The organism is Clostridium sp. L2-50 (assembly GCF_000154245.1).
Lineage (GTDB): Bacteria > Bacillota > Clostridia > Lachnospirales > Lachnospiraceae > Coprococcus.
Window position 1 is genome coordinate 99,204 of the sequence record NZ_DS480326.1, and the last position, 15,941, is coordinate 115,144.

General features: G+C 40.3%; 19 protein-coding genes. All 19 read right to left on the reverse strand.

What is annotated here, in order from left to right; genetic code table 11:
• Positions 1–12: 12 nt before the first annotated feature.
• Positions 13–699, reverse strand: coding sequence for an amino acid ABC transporter permease (locus CLOL250_RS11550; protein ID WP_008402705.1), 687 nt, complete (start codon positions 697–699; stop codon positions 13–15).
• Positions 700–751: 52 nt separating this feature from the next.
• The gene (locus CLOL250_RS11555; RefSeq protein WP_274922288.1) at positions 752–1,543 is read right to left on the reverse strand and encodes a transporter substrate-binding domain-containing protein; all 792 of its coding nucleotides are present in this window, start codon (positions 1,541–1,543) and stop codon (positions 752–754) included.
• Between the two features lie 136 nt (positions 1,544–1,679).
• A complete protein-coding gene (purM, locus tag CLOL250_RS11560) occupies positions 1,680–2,930 on the reverse strand; it encodes a phosphoribosylformylglycinamidine cyclo-ligase (RefSeq protein WP_008402707.1) in 1,251 nt (416 codons plus the stop codon).
• Between the two features lie 191 nt (positions 2,931–3,121).
• Positions 3,122–3,520, reverse strand: coding sequence for a 30S ribosomal protein S9 (rpsI, locus tag CLOL250_RS11565; RefSeq protein ID WP_008402708.1), 399 nt, complete (start codon positions 3,518–3,520; stop codon positions 3,122–3,124).
• Between the two features lie 17 nt (positions 3,521–3,537).
• Positions 3,538–3,972, reverse strand: a complete 435-nt coding sequence (gene rplM / locus CLOL250_RS11570) for a 50S ribosomal protein L13 (protein WP_008402709.1) — start codon at positions 3,970–3,972, stop codon at positions 3,538–3,540.
• 213 nt (positions 3,973–4,185) lie between these two features.
• Positions 4,186–5,331: a glycoside hydrolase family 3 protein gene (locus CLOL250_RS11575; RefSeq protein ID WP_008402710.1), complete on the reverse strand. Its 1,146-nt coding sequence runs from the start codon at positions 5,329–5,331 to the stop codon at positions 4,186–4,188.
• On the reverse strand, positions 5,324–6,061 hold the full coding sequence (truA, locus tag CLOL250_RS11580; protein ID WP_008402711.1) for a tRNA pseudouridine(38-40) synthase TruA: 738 nt from the start codon (positions 6,059–6,061) through the stop codon (positions 5,324–5,326). The genes CLOL250_RS11575 and truA overlap by 8 nt, the downstream gene beginning before the upstream one ends.
• Positions 6,062–6,076: 15 nt before the next feature.
• A complete protein-coding gene (locus CLOL250_RS11585; protein WP_008402712.1) occupies positions 6,077–6,877 on the reverse strand; it encodes an energy-coupling factor transporter transmembrane component T family protein in 801 nt (266 codons plus the stop codon).
• Positions 6,878–6,985: 108 nt separating this feature from the next.
• Positions 6,986–8,914 carry an ABC transporter ATP-binding protein gene (locus tag CLOL250_RS13475; RefSeq protein WP_008402713.1) on the reverse strand — a complete coding sequence of 643 codons (1,929 nt, stop codon included), beginning with the start codon at positions 8,912–8,914 and terminating at the stop codon, positions 6,986–6,988.
• Between the two features lie 138 nt (positions 8,915–9,052).
• The gene (locus CLOL250_RS11595; protein WP_008402714.1) at positions 9,053–9,589 is read right to left on the reverse strand and encodes a bL17 family ribosomal protein; all 537 of its coding nucleotides are present in this window, start codon (positions 9,587–9,589) and stop codon (positions 9,053–9,055) included.
• Positions 9,590–9,661: 72 nt separating this feature from the next.
• Entirely contained in the window at positions 9,662–10,618 is a 957-nt protein-coding gene (locus CLOL250_RS11600; RefSeq protein ID WP_008402715.1) for a DNA-directed RNA polymerase subunit alpha, read from the reverse strand.
• 129 nt (positions 10,619–10,747) lie between these two features.
• Positions 10,748–11,341, reverse strand: coding sequence for a 30S ribosomal protein S4 (gene rpsD / locus CLOL250_RS11605; RefSeq protein ID WP_008402717.1), 594 nt, complete (start codon positions 11,339–11,341; stop codon positions 10,748–10,750).
• A gap of 19 nt (positions 11,342–11,360) precedes the next feature.
• Positions 11,361–11,756, reverse strand: coding sequence for a 30S ribosomal protein S11 (rpsK, locus tag CLOL250_RS11610; protein ID WP_008402719.1), 396 nt, complete (start codon positions 11,754–11,756; stop codon positions 11,361–11,363).
• A 112-nt stretch (positions 11,757–11,868) separates the two neighbouring features.
• A complete protein-coding gene (gene rpsM / locus CLOL250_RS11615) occupies positions 11,869–12,237 on the reverse strand; it encodes a 30S ribosomal protein S13 (RefSeq protein ID WP_008402720.1) in 369 nt (122 codons plus the stop codon).
• Positions 12,238–12,482: 245 nt separating this feature from the next.
• Entirely contained in the window at positions 12,483–12,596 is a 114-nt protein-coding gene (gene rpmJ / locus CLOL250_RS11620; RefSeq protein WP_044946087.1) for a 50S ribosomal protein L36, read from the reverse strand.
• Positions 12,597–12,775: 179 nt separating this feature from the next.
• The gene (gene infA / locus CLOL250_RS11625; RefSeq protein ID WP_008402721.1) at positions 12,776–12,994 is read right to left on the reverse strand and encodes a translation initiation factor IF-1; all 219 of its coding nucleotides are present in this window, start codon (positions 12,992–12,994) and stop codon (positions 12,776–12,778) included.
• Positions 12,995–13,042: 48 nt separating this feature from the next.
• The gene (gene map / locus CLOL250_RS11630; RefSeq protein ID WP_044946089.1) at positions 13,043–13,810 is read right to left on the reverse strand and encodes a type I methionyl aminopeptidase; all 768 of its coding nucleotides are present in this window, start codon (positions 13,808–13,810) and stop codon (positions 13,043–13,045) included.
• A gap of 1 nt (position 13,811) precedes the next feature.
• Positions 13,812–14,456 (reverse strand): adenylate kinase, encoded by a 645-nt coding sequence (locus tag CLOL250_RS11635; RefSeq protein ID WP_021944968.1) that lies wholly within the window; start codon positions 14,454–14,456, stop codon positions 13,812–13,814.
• 171 nt (positions 14,457–14,627) lie between these two features.
• On the reverse strand, positions 14,628–15,941 hold the full coding sequence (gene secY, locus CLOL250_RS11640) for a preprotein translocase subunit SecY (protein ID WP_008402725.1): 1,314 nt from the start codon (positions 15,939–15,941) through the stop codon (positions 14,628–14,630).

Below are 15,941 nucleotides of genomic sequence, written 5' to 3' on the forward strand. Positions count from 1 at the left end.
ACAGCTCCTCCTCTATCTGAAGAAATCCAGTTTCTTCTCTAATTTTCCAAGTAAAACAGTAAGTACACCATTCCAGATCAGATAATAGAATGCGCAGAAGAACAATGGCCATATCGCACCTGAGATTCCCTGTGAACCTTTCATGAACGCCTGTCCTGCCCAGATAATCTCCTGCAACGCAATGATACGTGCAAGTGATGTATCCTTAACCAGCGTAATGATCTCGTTGGACATTGCAGGTACGATCTTCTTTATCATCTGAAGAAGCTTAACCTTGAAGAATATCTGTCTTGGAGTCATACCAAGCACCAGACCTGCTTCCTCCTGTCCAACAGGAATTCCCTGAATTCCTCCACGATATATCTCTGAAAAATAGCAGGCATAATTCACGATAAACGATACCGATGCTGCCACAAATCTTCCGCCTTCGCCACCACCCCAAATCGGGTTATGGAATACAAGTCCCGGAAAATAATAGATAATAAGCATCTGGATCATCAGAGGTGTGCCTCGAACGATCCACACGATAAATTTCATAAGATAGCTGAGTGGCTTAAACTTTGACATAGAGCCAAATGCTATCAAAAGTCCCAGTGGAAATGCACCAAGCAAGGTCACAAAGAACAATTTTAAAGTTTGAATAAATCCTGTATTAAGCGCCCCAAGTACAATTGGGAGCTGTTCAAAAAACAAATCCATAATAATTTTCTCTCTAAGTAATAATCAAAATAACCGTCTTATAGTCTGTTAATTACTCTGTAAGTGCTGCCTGTACCTTGTACTTCTCTGCACATTTCTCCATAGATCCATCAGCCTTGCTGTCTTTGAAAAACTTGTTAAGCTCTGCTGCAAGATCAGAATCTTTTCTGAAACCTACACCATATTCCTCGCTGTTAAGGCCTACTGTATATGTAAGATTTGCATAGCCTGTGCCTTCTCCTACCATAGCTGCTGCCATAAGGGAATCGATAATTGCTGCATCAGATGTTCCTGCTGCAACTTCCATAAGTGCATCTGACTGTGCCTTAACTGCTGTATAATTAAGTCCAAGTTCCTTTGCCTGGTCTTCTCCGGCACTTCCTGCTTCTACAGCAAATGTAAGTTCCTTAATGCTGTCTACTGTCTGGTACTGATCTGCCTTGTCCTGTGGCACGATTACTACCTGTGCATTGTTGCAGTATGCATCAGAACATGCCATTGAGCTTGTAACCTCGTCTGTAAGTGTCATACCGTTCCATACACAGTCGATTGTCTTACCATCAAGCTCCATAATCTTGTTGTCCCAGTCTATCTCTACGAATTCTGCTTTCACGCCGATGCTCTCAGCAAATGCGGATGCCATGTCTGCATCAAATCCAATCCAGTTACCTGAGTCGTCTTTGTAATCCATTGGTGCGAAATCTGTAACACCAACAACAAAAGTTCCCTTTTCCTTTACGTATTCCAGATCACTCTTTGAGTCATTTGATGAATCTTTCTTTCCACAGCCAACCATAGAAAGTCCCATTACTGCTACTAAAACCAGTGCTACTAACTTTTTCATGATTATTTCCTCCTGAATATAATTAAAAAGATATATGCCTGCCCCTTCCTGGCGCAACACGATAACATAGTAACAGTTTATCACAATAAAGTCAAACGTAATCTTATGGTTTTTATGAATTTGTATTTTCCAAGAACTACAGCCAGTTAAGCCTGTTTTCAAATTTTACTTTGCGGTCTCCTGATTCTATAACTCCTATCTCATAGCAATCATAAAACCGACTGACATGATGCATTACTGCTGCCTTATCTTTTTGATTCGTCACAATATTAAAGCCTACACCACAATTAAACGTCCGCAGCATTTCTTCGTCACTGATATTCCCATTATTTCTGATATACTTAAATATGTCTAATATCTTTATTTTCGGCAGATCGATCTTTGCACTCAGTCCCTCCGGAATTATCCTGCACAGATTTCCTTCTATACCACCGCCAGTGATATGCGCCATGCCATGTATAACATCTTTATCAAATAAATCTTTGATTGATCTGTAGTATGGTGTATGTGGTTTCATAATCTGCTCTATAAAGGTTAAACCATCTATCTTATCCAGTTTTATCTGCGGCATTTTGTCCATCAATAACCGTACTAACGAATATCCATTTGTATGTAAGCCATTTGATGCAATTGCCAGAACTGCATCACCCTCTTTGATCTGGGAACCATCGATTACCTTTGATCGTTCAACAATTCCAGCAATACTTGAAGTAAGTACATATACGCCCGGGTCAACAACCAATGGCTGAATAGAAGTTTCCCCACCTACCAGAGAACATTCATTTTCTTTACATGCATCTGAAACACCCTTAACCAATGTCTTTATTGTATCCGCTTCCGCATTTCCACAAACAATCGTGTCAAGTACTGCCAACGGTTTTGCACCCATAACCACAATATCATTTACTAAGTGATTGACCATATCATGGCAAATAGATTCTGAATATCCATACTCTATCGCGAGTTTTTGTTTTGATCCGGGTTCTTCAGATTTTAATACCAGAACCGGATTTTCAATCTCCTGAAATTTTATATCATATAAAGAAGCAAATGGTCCCAGACCATTTAAAACGCGGTCATCCTTTGTATCCAAATGTTTTGCCATCTCTCTTTTAATGGTATCAGTATAGGTTATATCAATTCCCGCCTTACTGTAAGATAACCCTTCCGCATCTCTTTCACTCCCTGCCAGGATTTCATCAACAGACACATCCAACACAATTGCCAAATCTCTTAATATCTCAATATTGGGATAAGTTGTTCCATTTTCCCATTTTGAAATTGCCTGAAAAGAAACCTTTAGCTTATCCGCCAACTGCTGTTGCGTCATACCAAGACTCTTTCGTTTTCCCATTATAAAATTTCCAACTTTAATACTGTCAAGCATATAAATACCTCCGTTTTTATTTTATAATAGTTTACTTTGCAAGTACAAAACAATAACCGCAAAAGTGAGTTTCATGCAGGGATTCAACCATGCGTTGAAAATGCTTACAATTTTATAGAATCTGAGAAATAAAAAAATCCCATAGATACTGGATTTTTCCAATATCCATGGGACAAAAATCGTGTTTTGAATTATCGCTTGCTGAACTGTGGAGCACGACGAGCTGCCTTTAAGCCGTACTTCTTTCTTTCCTTCATACGAGGATCTCTTGTAAGGTATCCGGCCTTCTTGAGGATTGGTCTGTATTCTTCTGAATCAGCCTCAAGTAATGCTCTTGAAATACCATGTCTGATAGCACCGGCCTGACCTGTGAAGCCGCCGCCCTTTACGTTAACCATAACGTCGAACTTACCATCTGTACCTGTAGCAACTAATGGCTGCTTAACGATAACTTTCAGTGTATCAAGTCCGAAGTACTCGTCCATATCTTTCTTGTTGATTGTGATCTTACCAGTACCTGGAGCGATATAAACTCTGGCGATACTGCTTTTTCTTCTTCCTGTTCCATAGAACTTAGTTGTTTTAGCCATTGATGATATCCTCCTTCTTAGTACTTAATCTCTAAAACTTCTGGCTTCTGAGCCTGCTGCTTATGATCAGGTCCAGCGTATACATAAAGCTTTGTAATCATGTCTCTTCCAAGTGGTCCCTTTGGAAGCATTCCCTTAACTGCTAAACGGATAACATCCTCTGGCTTCTTAGCCATCTTCTCTTTTAATGTAGTCTCTTTCATTCCGCCTACATAATCTGAGTGGTTGTAGTAGATCTTCTGATCCATCTTCTTACCAGTAACCTTGATCTTGTCTGCGTTTACTACTATTACATAATCACCTGTATCGATATGTGGTGTAAATGTTGGCTTATTCTTTCCTCTTAAAATGCTTGCTATCTCTGATGATAAGCGTCCTAAAGTATGTCCTGTAGCGTCAACTACATACCACTTTCTTTCTATTGTTGATGGGCTTGCCATAAAGCTCTTCATCGTGGTACCTCCTAAATTATTTTCTAAAATATTAATATGGTATATCCTCAAATACGTTGTTTACCGGGGCATTGGTTCACACCGTATCTTTAAACTTCACACATTTGGACATTATACAATACTCATCCGTGTGTGTCAATAAACTTTCTTTATTTTTTCAGGCGTTTTTCTTTTATTTTTCAGCATTCATCTACCATTTCGCATTCAAATATGCTATCTGCGTCTGACCGCAAATCTTCCGTTCAGACCCCGGCGGTATTTCATCATGAGAATTCTTTTGACAGATGCATTGATCCGTTTTTTCGATATCCGCTTTGTCTTGTAAGCCCGAAGCAATGCCTGATATGTTTCTCTGTAATGCTCCGTGCAGAGAAGATCGTCTCCTGCCTGAACTGCTCTGACAGCACTCTCACCCTCACTTCCGGTAAAGCTCCGTACTCCTGCCATCGACAACGAATCCGTAACGATCACACCTTTAAATCCCATTGTATTTCTAATGTATTTGTTTACCTTCGGTGATATAGATGCCGGATTTTTAGAATCAAAACAATGTACAATATTATGGCTTACCATGATCATATCGCATCCCGACCGGATTCCCGCCTGAAATGGCTTCAGATCACGTTTTTTAAAACTGTTATAACTTCGGTAATCATGAATCAGGTTTGTATGCGTATCTCCATTATTTCCATAGCCCGGAAAATGTTTTAATGAGCTGATCATATCCTCCTGTTTCATGTTATTCACCACAAGATTAATATATCTGGAAGTATCCGCTGCATTTGTAGAAAAACTTCTATTGTAAATAAAGTTACTTGAATCATATGCAACATCGGCAACCGGTGCAAGATTTGTATTGATTCCAAGCTTTTTCAGAAATTTTGCTTTATTCTTCGTGTCTTTTACAATGCCATTCCATCCACCTGCGGAAAATACCGCTCTCGGTGATGCATATGACGTGGATCGGAACTGGCGATATCTGGATGCCCTTACAACAGTTCCGCCTTCTTCATCCACTGCAATCAACATCGGAATCTTTGACGCCTTTTGAATTCCATAAATTCTGTTTCGTAATGTATCAGGAGTACTGTTTGCAAAATCTTCCCCAAACAAAACATATCCGCCAAACTGATATTGCTTCTGGATATTAACTGCATTTTTAGCAGGAACCTTCACAAGGATCATCTGGGCTATCTTCTCCTCCCAGCTCATTTTCTTCATCCTGTCAGCTACACGTTGTTCTATATATTTGTCATTATCTTCATAATATCTGGCATGTACATCTGTGCCTGTGTCCGTACATATAATAGTCAGACATAAAAGCACACTCATACATATACAAACGATTCTTTTATTCATATCGGATCTCCACCAGTGTCAAGCCTTTCGCAACTGCGGTCGGTCCTGCCTTGCTCCGGTCTCTCGCTTCCAGGATCTCCTTCACCCGTTCAGGCTCCATCAGTCCGGTTCCGACCTGCATCAGAGTTCCTGCAATGATCCTTACCATATTATATAAGAAACCATTTCCCGTGATCCTGATATGAACCATGTCATCCTCTTTCGTCACATTTACCGCATAGATCGTCCGAACCGTCGTCTGCACCTGTGCACCTGCCGAACAGAAGCTCTTAAAATCATGCTCACCAACCAGATACGCCGCCGCCTGATTCATCCGCTCTATATCCATCGGATAATAGCAAAATGCCGCATATAACCGTTTTGACGGCATTTCAAACCGCCGGTTCAATATATTATATTCATAGGTTTTTACTGTATCTGCATATCTCGGATGAAAGTCTGCATCCACCTCGCAGGATTCCTGAATCCGGATATCGTCCGGAAGCCGCTGATTTAACGCAAAGGAAAACTTATCCCCCGGTATCCGGGATTCAGTGTCAAATACTGCCACATTTCCACAGGCATGTACGCCTGCATCCGTCCTGCTGGCTCCGATCACCTTGATATCTTCCTGCACCAGTTCGCTGATCGTCCGGTTCAGCACTTCCTCTATCGTTATTCCATTGTCCTGTACCTGCCAGCCATGATAATTTGTACCATCATAGGCTACCACCAATTTTACTCGTTTCATTTTCCCGGTTCCCTGTTATAAATATATCTTCATCAAGATTAATCCTACCACATAAACCACCAGCAGACCATATGCAAATGCATCTTTTTTACTATATCTCAACGGTTTCATGCTAGTACGGCATTCACTTCCGTGATAACATCTGGCGTCCATCGCATATGCCAGATCGGTTGCACGTCGGATCGCAGATGCAAATAACGGAATAAATATCTGGGTATAGCTTCGTATCCGTTTGAAAACATTTCCATTTTCAAAATCTGCTCCACGCGAAAGCTGCGCTTTCATAATTTTGTCCAATTCTTCCATCAGAATCGGAATAAAACGAAGCGTAATTGAAAGCATCAAGGCCATATCTGATACCGGAACACGGAAGATCTTCAGGAATCCAAACAGCTTCTCCAAACCTGCTGTAAGTGCCAGCGGAAGTGTTGTATATGTCATGATCGATGAGCCAATAATCAGATATACGAAACGAAATACTACAATTCCGGTCGTCTTTAAGCTGCCGGTCGTGATATGAAATCTCCAGATGCTGACCAGAACCCTTCCATCACCATTAAACAGACTGAAAAATGCTGTAAATAATATAAACGCCCAGACAACCTTAAGTCCCCGGCAGATAAAAGATAACGGGACACGGCTTAATGCTACATACACAATAAGAAATGCTGTTGCAGCAAGAAAAGTCCACAAATCCCTGCACCAGAAGATCGTAACCGCATATACGATCGTGAGCACCAGTTTTGTTCTGGCATCCAGCTCGTGAATCGGTGATCTGGTATTATAATATTGTCCGATCGTAATGTCTCTTACCATGCTTCTTTCCTCTATATTATCTGATAACTATCCACTTTCTCATGCTGTGTTCATGTTTTTGAAATGTCACCATCAATCTCTATAGCTTCATTAATTTTATATCTCTTCTTATATATTCTTTAGCCCACTAAGTTCCTCAATCACGCCCGCCATGCTTCTTGCTGTGAGTCTTATCTCCGGCAGTAATGCCTCCCTGAACACCGCCATTTCCGGCATCTCTAAGCCAAGTTTTTCTACAATCTCCGGCGTTCCAAATGCCTGCTCTACTGCTCCATCATAGACCAGCTTTCCCTGTCCCATAACCAGTATACGATCTGCAATCTCATACACATCCTTCATGTCGTGTGATACAAAGATTACAGTTATATTCCGTTCTTCATGTAATCTGCGGATCAGTGCAAATAATTCCCGTTTGGATTTCGGATCCATGCCGGCAACCGGCTCATCGAGAATAAGAATCTCCGGCTTATATGCAAGGATTCCTGCAAGTGCTACACGCTTCTTCTGTCCGCCTGAAAGGTCAAACGGAGAATATTCAAAATATTCCTCTGATATATTCACAAGTGCCAATGCTTCCCTTGCCGCCTGTTCTGCTTCTGCTTTCGACATCCCGAAGTTCAATGCGCCATACATTACATCCGCTAACACCGTACTTTCAAATAACTGATACTCCGGATACTGAAACACAAATCCAATCTTCTTCCGCAATTCTTTCAGATTCTTCGTCTTTCCTACATCAATTCCATCAACCTTAAGTGTTCCCCCCATCGGACGGTAAATACCGTTTAGCATATATAACAGCGTACTTTTCCCGGAACCGGTCTGTCCTGCCACCGCAAGGATCTCTCCTTTTCTGATCTGAAATGACACCTGATTTACCGCAGGAACCAGTACCGCACCATCCTTATAAGAATACTCCAGATTATCAGCCTCGACCAAGATATCTTTTTTTATCCCGGCATCCAATAACATACCATTGTGTTCTTCTCTATCCATGTTATTTCTATTATCAAGGATATCCTCATGTATTCCATCCTCATTTTTACTTGATGGTATATCTTTCTGCGCCGAATTAAAATGTTCTGCTGCTTCTTGTCTGTTTACAAAAGATTTTTCATCACGCAAACATGCCTTTATCCTGTCCGCAGCATCCTTTACCGACAAGAGCCCCTCTTTTCTATCAACCAACGCACTTTTTGCGTCTTCATCCAAATTTTTGACAAATGTCTTATCATCGGAATAATCTACTTTCAACTCATGCAACAGCTTATATGGCAATAAACTGTCAAGACCAAGCTGCTCTAACTTCTCTACCTGTGGATAAATCTCATATGGTGCGCCAATCAACTCTACATTTCCATCATCCATTACATAGATCTGATCTGCCCGAACCGTTTCCTCCATCCGATGTGTGATCATAATGATCGCAATGCCAAACTCCCGGTTCAAATGATATAAGGTATCAAGTATCTGTCTACTTCCCACAGGATCGAGCATGGCAGTTGCTTCATCCATAACGATACATTCCGGTGACATGGCCATCACAGATGCGATTGCCAGTCTTTGCTTCTGTCCACCGCTTAGATGTGATACATTTCGTTCCAGATATGCCTCCATCCCTGTCAATCGAAGTACTTCGTTGATTCGCTCCCATATCTCCTCTGCTTCAAAGCCCAGATTTTCCAAACCAAATCCTACATCTTCCGCAACCGTATTTCCTACCATTTGGTTGTCCGGATTCTGAAAGATCATCCCGACTGCACGACGGATGGCCAGCAGATCATCTTCCCGGCTCGTATCTAATACATCAGCATCTCCCTGTATCCATACCGTTCCCTGATTTGGTGCATATAAGCCATTCAGGTGTCTGGCAAATGTTGACTTTCCCGAACCGTTACGTCCAAGAACGGCAATGATCTGTCCCTTATGGGCAACAAAATCCATATCCTTCACAGCCCATTTTTCACCTGTAACATTTCCATCCTTGTCCTTGATATTAAATTTATGTCCAAGCTTTTTCACCTGAATAAAACTCATGTACACGCTCCTATGTTTCTAAACAAATACGATAATTCCATCGAATCAACATCTTTGCAAATATAAAGTCTGCATCTTAGTATAATAAAAAAGCTGCCAAATACACATACATGTACCTGACAGCCCTTATGTTTATAATTATACTAACTCAAGAATAACTTCCATTGCAGCATCGCCCTTACGCTGACCGATCTTGATGATTCTTGTGTAACCACCCTTACGTCCTGCGTACTTTGTACCGTACTCATCGAATAACTTGCTTGTTAAATCAACTTTCTTTGTACCGGCTTTCTTTCCGGCAGCATCTGTAGGAACTTCAACAACCGGATATAATACCTTAAGCATTTCTCTTCTTGCATGAAGTCTTGAAGGCTGATCCTTCTTGATGGTCTTTTCTACTTCATCATATACAGTAACTTTCTTACCATCAACAACTTCCTTCACTCTCTTACCATCTTTATCTTTCTTAGCAACCTTAGCGGTAACGGTAACTTCATCATAGTTATCCTTTTCCTTAACTGCTAATGTGATAAGCTTCTCTGCAATCTTAACAACTTCCTTAGCTCTAGCTTCTGTTGTTCTGATCTTACCATGGTATAATAACTGTGTTACCTGGTTACGAAGTAATGCATTTCTCTGTGCGCTTGCTTTTCCAAGTTTTCTATACATTGCCATTTTTATTTATCCTCCTTACCCTTGCGGGTCTTCACTGTGCTTACTATTATTCGGCTTGAGTGGTAAAAAGTATTATTCCTCACTGTCATTCAGTGATAAGCCTAATTCTTTCAGCTTAGCTAATACTTCATCTAATGACTTACGACCGAGGTTACGAACTTTCATCATATCCTCCGGGGTCTTATTGATCAATTCTTCAACTGTATTGATACCGGCTCTCTTTAAGCAGTTGTATGAACGAACTGATAATTCAAGCTCATCAATATTCATTTCCAGAACCTTTTCCTTCTCATCTGTTACGCTCTCAACCATTACATCAACGGATTTTGCGTTCTCAGACAGATCAACGAACAGGTTCAAATGTTCTACAAGGACTCTTGCAGCGAGGCTGACAGCCTCATCCGGTGCGATAGCACCATTTGTAAATACATCAAGTGTCAGCTTATCATAATCTGTAACCTGACCAACACGAGTATTCTGAACTGTAAGATTAACTCTCTCAACCGGTGTATATATAGAATCAATAGCGATGACATCAATCGGTGCATCTGCTTCTTTATTCTTATCAGAACCAACGTAGCCTCTGCCGTTGCCGATGGTGAGTTCCATCTCAAGTCTTGCATCCGGGCCACTAAGATTTGCAATTACAAGATCAGGATTGATGATCTCGATATCGCCGTCTACATGAATATCAGATGCTCTGACAACACAGTCACCAGCTACATCGATATAAGCCTGCTTCGGCTCATTTGTTAATGAATTGTTCTTTATTACTAAAGACTTGATATTCATAACGATCTCAGTTACATCTTCCTTTACTCCGGGAATAGAACTGAACTCATGTAAAACACCTTTAATCTTAACGTGTGTTACTGCTGTACCAGGTAATGAAGAAAGCATAATTCTTCTTAATGAATTACCAAGGGTTGTACCATAGCCTCTCTCTAAAGGCTCTACTACAAACTTACCATACTTGTTATCATCTGAAATCTCAACTATCTCAATTTTTGGTTTCTCAAACTCAAACATTTAAGCCCCTCCTTTATGGGTAATTAACTGGTATACTCCAACTTTGCAAATATCATAAATATATTCTGCATCCAGACATCCACACGGGTAAATCCCGGATGGATGTACGGATGATCATATTTATTCTTATTACTTGGAATATAACTCGACAATAAGGGTCTCGTTTACAGGAACATCGATCTGCTCTCTGTTTGGCTTCTCAACTACTTCTCCACAAAGGTTTTCTCTGTCAGCGGTTAACCAACCTGGAACTAAATGTCCTTCTGTTGCAGCAATGATATCCTTATATCTCTGTAAGGATTTGCTCTTCTCTCTGATCTCGATCTTGTCTCCGGCCTTTACCTGGTATGAAGGAATGTTAACACTCTTTCCATTAACAAGTACATGCTTGTGATCTACAATCTGTCTTGCTTCTCTTCTTGTTCTTGCAAAACCTAATCTGAAGATAACATTATCAAGTCTTAACTCAAGTAATGTCATAAGGTTAGGACCTGTTAAGCCCTTCTGCTGCTCTGCCTTAGCGTAAAGGTTACGGAAAGGCTTCTCTAATACACCGTAAATGAACTTAGCCTTCTGCTTTTCACGAAGCTGTAAACCATACTCACTTACTTTTCTGTTTGCTCTTGTTGATTTTCTATTTGATTTCTTGTCAATTCCGAGATACATTGGCTCCATGCCTAAAGATCTGCATCTCTTAAGAACTGGGGTTCTATCTACTGCCATCTTACTCTGTACCTCCTAATTAGACTCTTCTTCTCTTTGGTGGACGACAACCATTATGTGGAACTGGTGTAACGTCTTTGATACTTACAACATCGATACCGCAAGCTGCGAGAGCACGGATAGCTGCTTCTCTACCTGAGCCTGGGCCTTTTACCATAACATCAACAGTCTTTAATCCGTAAGGAGCAGCAGCCTTTGCAGCTGTCTCAGCAGCCATCTGAGCAGCATATGGTGTTGACTTCTTAGAACCCTTGAATCCTAAACCGCCAGCACTTGCCCATGAAAGTGCATTACCTTCAGCGTCTGTTAATGTAACGATTGTATTATTGAAAGATGACTGAATATGAGCCTGTCCGTGCTGAACACTCTTTCTGACACGCTTCTTAGCCACTTTTTTAGTAACTTGCTTAGCCATTAACTCTTAAACCTCCTATGGTTTTCCAAATTTATACAAATGTACTTTATCTTCTGCCCGGTGCAGAAGATCTCTTATCTTCTACTATATATAAGAACAAATGAAAACAGTATTATTTCTTCTTGTTTGCTACTGTCTTCTTAGGTCCCTTACGTGTTCTTGCGTTTGTCTTTGTCTTCTGTCCACGAACAGGAAGTCCCTGTCTATGACGCTTACCACGGTAGCATGCAATTTCCTGTAAACGCTTGATGTTAAGCGCTACTTCTCTACGTAAATCTCCTTCAACAGTCTGTGTTGCATTGATTACTTCGCTGATTCTTCTTACTTCATCATCAGTCAAATCATTACAACGTGTGTCAGGATTAACATTTGCTTCCTTAAGGATACGCTGTGAAGATGCCAAACCTATACCATATACATAAGTAAGACCAATCTCAACACGCTTGTCTCTTGGTAAATCAACACCTGAAATACGAGCCATTCTAATTAACCTCCGTAAAAATTCTTCTGTCCGGCATATCGGATCTCGACATATCTCAACATGAAAATGCTGAGGTGAAATGCATATGTTTCCATCTCGCTGCCTATTTTTTTATTTTTACTAGCATATAATGATTATGCTACAGCCGCTTTTAAAATTTACAACACATCCGTGTGTGTTGATACATAAAAAACAAGATATCATATGGATGGGCTATCATCCGGATACCCAGTTTCTTTTTTTGATTAACCCTGACGCTGTTTGTGCTTTGGATTCTCGCAGATAACTCTAACGATTCCCTTTCTCTTGATAACTTTGCACTTATCGCACATAGGTTTTACTGATGCTCTAACCTTCATTAGAAAATCTCCTTTCAAAAAAAGTCCGCTACAAATAGGCATTCTATCATTTTTCACAATAGAATGCAAGTCCCATTTTCTGTTTTTTTCATATTAATGGGTTTATTATGATAAATCACATCCCATAAAGGGAATATCTTTGCAGGATGTTCATTACATACCTCTTTATATAGAAGAATTTATTTATCTCTCCAAACAATTCTTCCCTTTGTCAGGTCGTATGGTGATAATTCAATTGTTACCTTATCACCCGGAAGGATCTTGATATAATTCATTCTGAGCTTACCACTAATGTGTGCTAAAACCTTATGACCATTCTCGATCTCTACTTGAAACATTGCATTTGGTAACTTCTCGATTACTGTTCCTTCTACTTCAATTACGTCTGCCTTTGACATTTTTAATCCTCCTTAAAATCCTTGAGATTTTGAATCCATTTTTTATTTCTATAATTCCAATCCTTCTGCCTGCGACAAGATGATCGGTCTGTCCTCTGTAATAAGGATCGTATTCTCATAGTGTGCTGCATTGGACCCGTCCACGGTTACAACCGTCCAGTCATCATCCAGCCAGTCTACTTCATAATCACCTGCTGTTATCATCGGTTCGATTGCAATCGTCATTCCCGGTTTCAGCTTCGGTCCTTTTTTGATTGTTTCAAAATTCGGTATTTCCGGATCCTCGTGAAGATTTGCTCCAACACCATGTCCAACCAGGTCTTCTACGATTCCATATCCAAATTTTAAAACATACCGCTCTACAGCCCTTCCGATATCTCGAATATGATTTCCCGGAACAGCAACCTTCATTGCTTCGAAAAAGCTCTGCTTAGTTACTGCAATCAGATGCTCATTTTCCGGTGAAATCTTTCCTACTCCGTAAGTTCTTGCTGCATCGGAGTGATATCCTTTATAGATAACTCCTGCATCAAGACTTACTATGTCGCCCTCTTTCAGAAATCTTGTCTTTGATGGTATACCATGAACAACTTCTTCATTCACTGATACACAGATAGATGCCGGATAACCATTATAATTCAGAAAAGAAGGAATACAGCCATAACTTCTGATCACTTCTTCACCAAGTTTATCAATTGCATAGGTTGTGATTCCCGGTTTGATCGCCTTCTTCAGCTCCTCATGTGTGAGAGCAAGAATTCTGCCGGCTTCTTTCATCAATTCAATTTCTCTCTCAGATTTTATAGATATTGCCATTTTATTCACCTAAAATCTTAACGATTGCTGCAAATACATCATTCATATCCATTGTTCCGTCAACTTCTTTTAAGATACCCTTCTTAGCATAGAAATCGATCAATGGCTGTGTCTGCTCATGATATACTTTCAGTCTGTTTAATACTGTTTCCGGCTGATCATCATCTCTTAAGATAAGATCGGATGAACATACATCACATTTGCCTTCTACTTTTGTAGGGTTATATACAATATGATATGTTGCACCACAGCCAACACATGCACGTCTTCCGGACATTCTGCGAACGATGTTCTCATCCGGTACTTCTACATTGATAGCATAGTCTACAGAATCACCGATTGCTGATAATGCTTTGTCAAGTGCCTCTGCCTGTGGAATTGTTCTTGGGAATCCATCAAGGATATATCCCTTTGCGCAGTCGTCTGCTTTGAATCTGTCGATTACAAGATCTACAACTAATTCATCCGGAACAAGAAGTCCCTTATCCATATATTCTTTTGCCTTTGCTCCGAGTTCTGTTCCGTTCTTGATGTTTGCTCTGAAAATATCTCCTGTTGAGATATGAGGTACTCCGTACTTCTCAGCGATCATTTTAGCCTGTGTACCTTTGCCTGCGCCTGGTGCACCTAACATAATTATCTTCATATATAACCTCCATTTTTTATTTTCCTGCGGGATACATTCATTGCAATCCCTCCTGTTATCAGCCCGTCCTCCAAATGAACAAGCCATAGATACTTATACTATAATACACGAATAGGAAGTGCACAAGTGTACACTCCCATTTTTCGTGTTTTTTATATCTTTATCTTACAATTAATCTAATAAGAATCCCTGATAATGTCTTACTAACATCTGTGATTCCAGACTCTTCATGGTTTCAATTACAACACCAACTACGATGATGATGGATGTTCCACCGAATGAAACATTTACACTGAAAAATCCGTTAAAGAACATTGGAATCATCGCAACGATCAAAAGACCAACTGCTCCGATAAATATAATATAGTTCAGTATTTTATTTAAATAGTCCTGGGTTGGCTTACCCGGTCGGATACCCGGTACAAAACCACCGCTCTTCTTCATATTATTTGCAATCTCCATCGGATTGAAGGTAATTGCTGTATAGAAATAAGCGAAGAAGAACACAAGTAAGATATATACTGCCAATCCAAGGAATCCCCAAGGATAGTTCGCATTAAACCAGTATGACTGGCTCATTCCCTGAAGGATCTTAGCACCGACACCGGATGGACTCTTTCCAAATAAACTTGTTATAATAGAAGGAATCGCCATCAGTGAAGAAGCGAAGATTACAGGAATAACGCCTGCTGTATTTACCTTAAGTGGAATGTTGGAGGACTGACCTCCCATCTGCTTTCTACCCTGAACTTTCTTTGCATACTGTACAGGAATCTTTCTTTCAGCTCCCTGAAGCATACATACAAGAATGGTTACACATACAACAATTGCAACAACCAAAAGTGCAATTAGACACATTCTGACCGGATCTTTGTCTTTGATGAACTGTGTGTAAATATTCTTGAAATCATTTGGCATGGTTGATACGATGTTGATCAACAGGATAATGGAAATACCATTTCCCACACCACGATCTGTTACACGCTCGCCAAGCCACATTACAAACGCACTACCACCGGTAAGGATAACGATCATTGTCAATACTGTCCAAAAATTGTAGCTGTCCATGAATCCTTTTCTTCCGAAATTGATCGCAAGACCTGCACTTTCCAGAATTGCGAGACCGATCGTTAAAAAACGGGTAATTGCTGTAATTTTCTTTCTTCCGTCTTCACCATCTTTCTGCATCTCTTCCAGAGCAGGAATTGCTATGGTAAGAAGCTGAATGATAATGGAAGCTGTAATATATGGTGTTACGTTCAATGCAAATATTGACATCTGATCGAACGATCCTCCGGTAAATGAGCTGAACAGATTAAAAGAATCTCCAAGTGCATTGCTCAGATACTCTTTAATTGCATCAGCACGGATTCCCGGTACAGTAATCAGGCTTCCCAGCCTGACTACTATAAGAACAAAGAATGTGTATAATAATTTCTGTCTTAATTCCTTTACTTTGAATGCATTGATAAAGGTTTTAAACAT

Excerpts from the sequence above, each read along its gene's own strand:
- CLOL250_RS11550 (WP_008402705.1), bottom strand. The coding sequence starts at position 699 with ATGGATTTGTTTTTTGAACAGCTCCCAATTGTACTTGGGGCGCTTAAT.
- CLOL250_RS11555 (WP_274922288.1), bottom strand. The coding sequence starts at position 1,543 with ATGAAAAAGTTAGTAGCACTGGTTTTAGTAGCAGTAATGGGACTTTCT.
- purM (WP_008402707.1), bottom strand. The coding sequence starts at position 2,930 with ATGCTTGACAGTATTAAAGTTGGAAATTTTATAATGGGAAAACGAAAG.
- rpsI (WP_008402708.1), bottom strand. The coding sequence starts at position 3,520 with ATGGCTAAAACAACTAAGTTCTATGGAACAGGAAGAAGAAAAAGCAGT.
- rplM (WP_008402709.1), bottom strand. The coding sequence starts at position 3,972 with ATGAAGAGCTTTATGGCAAGCCCATCAACAATAGAAAGAAAGTGGTAT.
- CLOL250_RS11575 (WP_008402710.1), bottom strand. The coding sequence starts at position 5,331 with ATGAATAAAAGAATCGTTTGTATATGTATGAGTGTGCTTTTATGTCTG.
- truA (WP_008402711.1), bottom strand. The coding sequence starts at position 6,061 with ATGAAACGAGTAAAATTGGTGGTAGCCTATGATGGTACAAATTATCAT.
- CLOL250_RS11585 (WP_008402712.1), bottom strand. The coding sequence starts at position 6,877 with ATGGTAAGAGACATTACGATCGGACAATATTATAATACCAGATCACCG.
- CLOL250_RS13475 (WP_008402713.1), bottom strand. The coding sequence starts at position 8,914 with ATGAGTTTTATTCAGGTGAAAAAGCTTGGACATAAATTTAATATCAAG.
- CLOL250_RS11595 (WP_008402714.1), bottom strand. The coding sequence starts at position 9,589 with ATGGCAATGTATAGAAAACTTGGAAAAGCAAGCGCACAGAGAAATGCA.
- CLOL250_RS11600 (WP_008402715.1), bottom strand. The coding sequence starts at position 10,618 with ATGTTTGAGTTTGAGAAACCAAAAATTGAGATAGTTGAGATTTCAGAT.
- rpsD (WP_008402717.1), bottom strand. The coding sequence starts at position 11,341 with ATGGCAGTAGATAGAACCCCAGTTCTTAAGAGATGCAGATCTTTAGGC.
- rpsK (WP_008402719.1), bottom strand. The coding sequence starts at position 11,756 with ATGGCTAAGCAAGTTACTAAAAAAGTGGCTAAGAAGCGTGTCAGAAAG.
- rpsM (WP_008402720.1), bottom strand. The coding sequence starts at position 12,237 with ATGGCTCGTATTTCAGGTGTTGATTTACCAAGAGACAAGCGTGTTGAG.
- rpmJ (WP_044946087.1), bottom strand. The coding sequence starts at position 12,596 with ATGAAGGTTAGAGCATCAGTAAAACCTATGTGCGATAAGTGCAAAGTT.
- infA (WP_008402721.1), bottom strand. The coding sequence starts at position 12,994 with ATGTCAAAGGCAGACGTAATTGAAGTAGAAGGAACAGTAATCGAGAAG.
- map (WP_044946089.1), bottom strand. The coding sequence starts at position 13,810 with ATGGCAATATCTATAAAATCTGAGAGAGAAATTGAATTGATGAAAGAA.
- CLOL250_RS11635 (WP_021944968.1), bottom strand. The coding sequence starts at position 14,456 with ATGAAGATAATTATGTTAGGTGCACCAGGCGCAGGCAAAGGTACACAG.
- secY (WP_008402725.1), bottom strand. The coding sequence starts at position 15,941 with ATGTTTAAAACCTTTATCAATGCATTCAAAGTAAAGGAATTAAGACAG.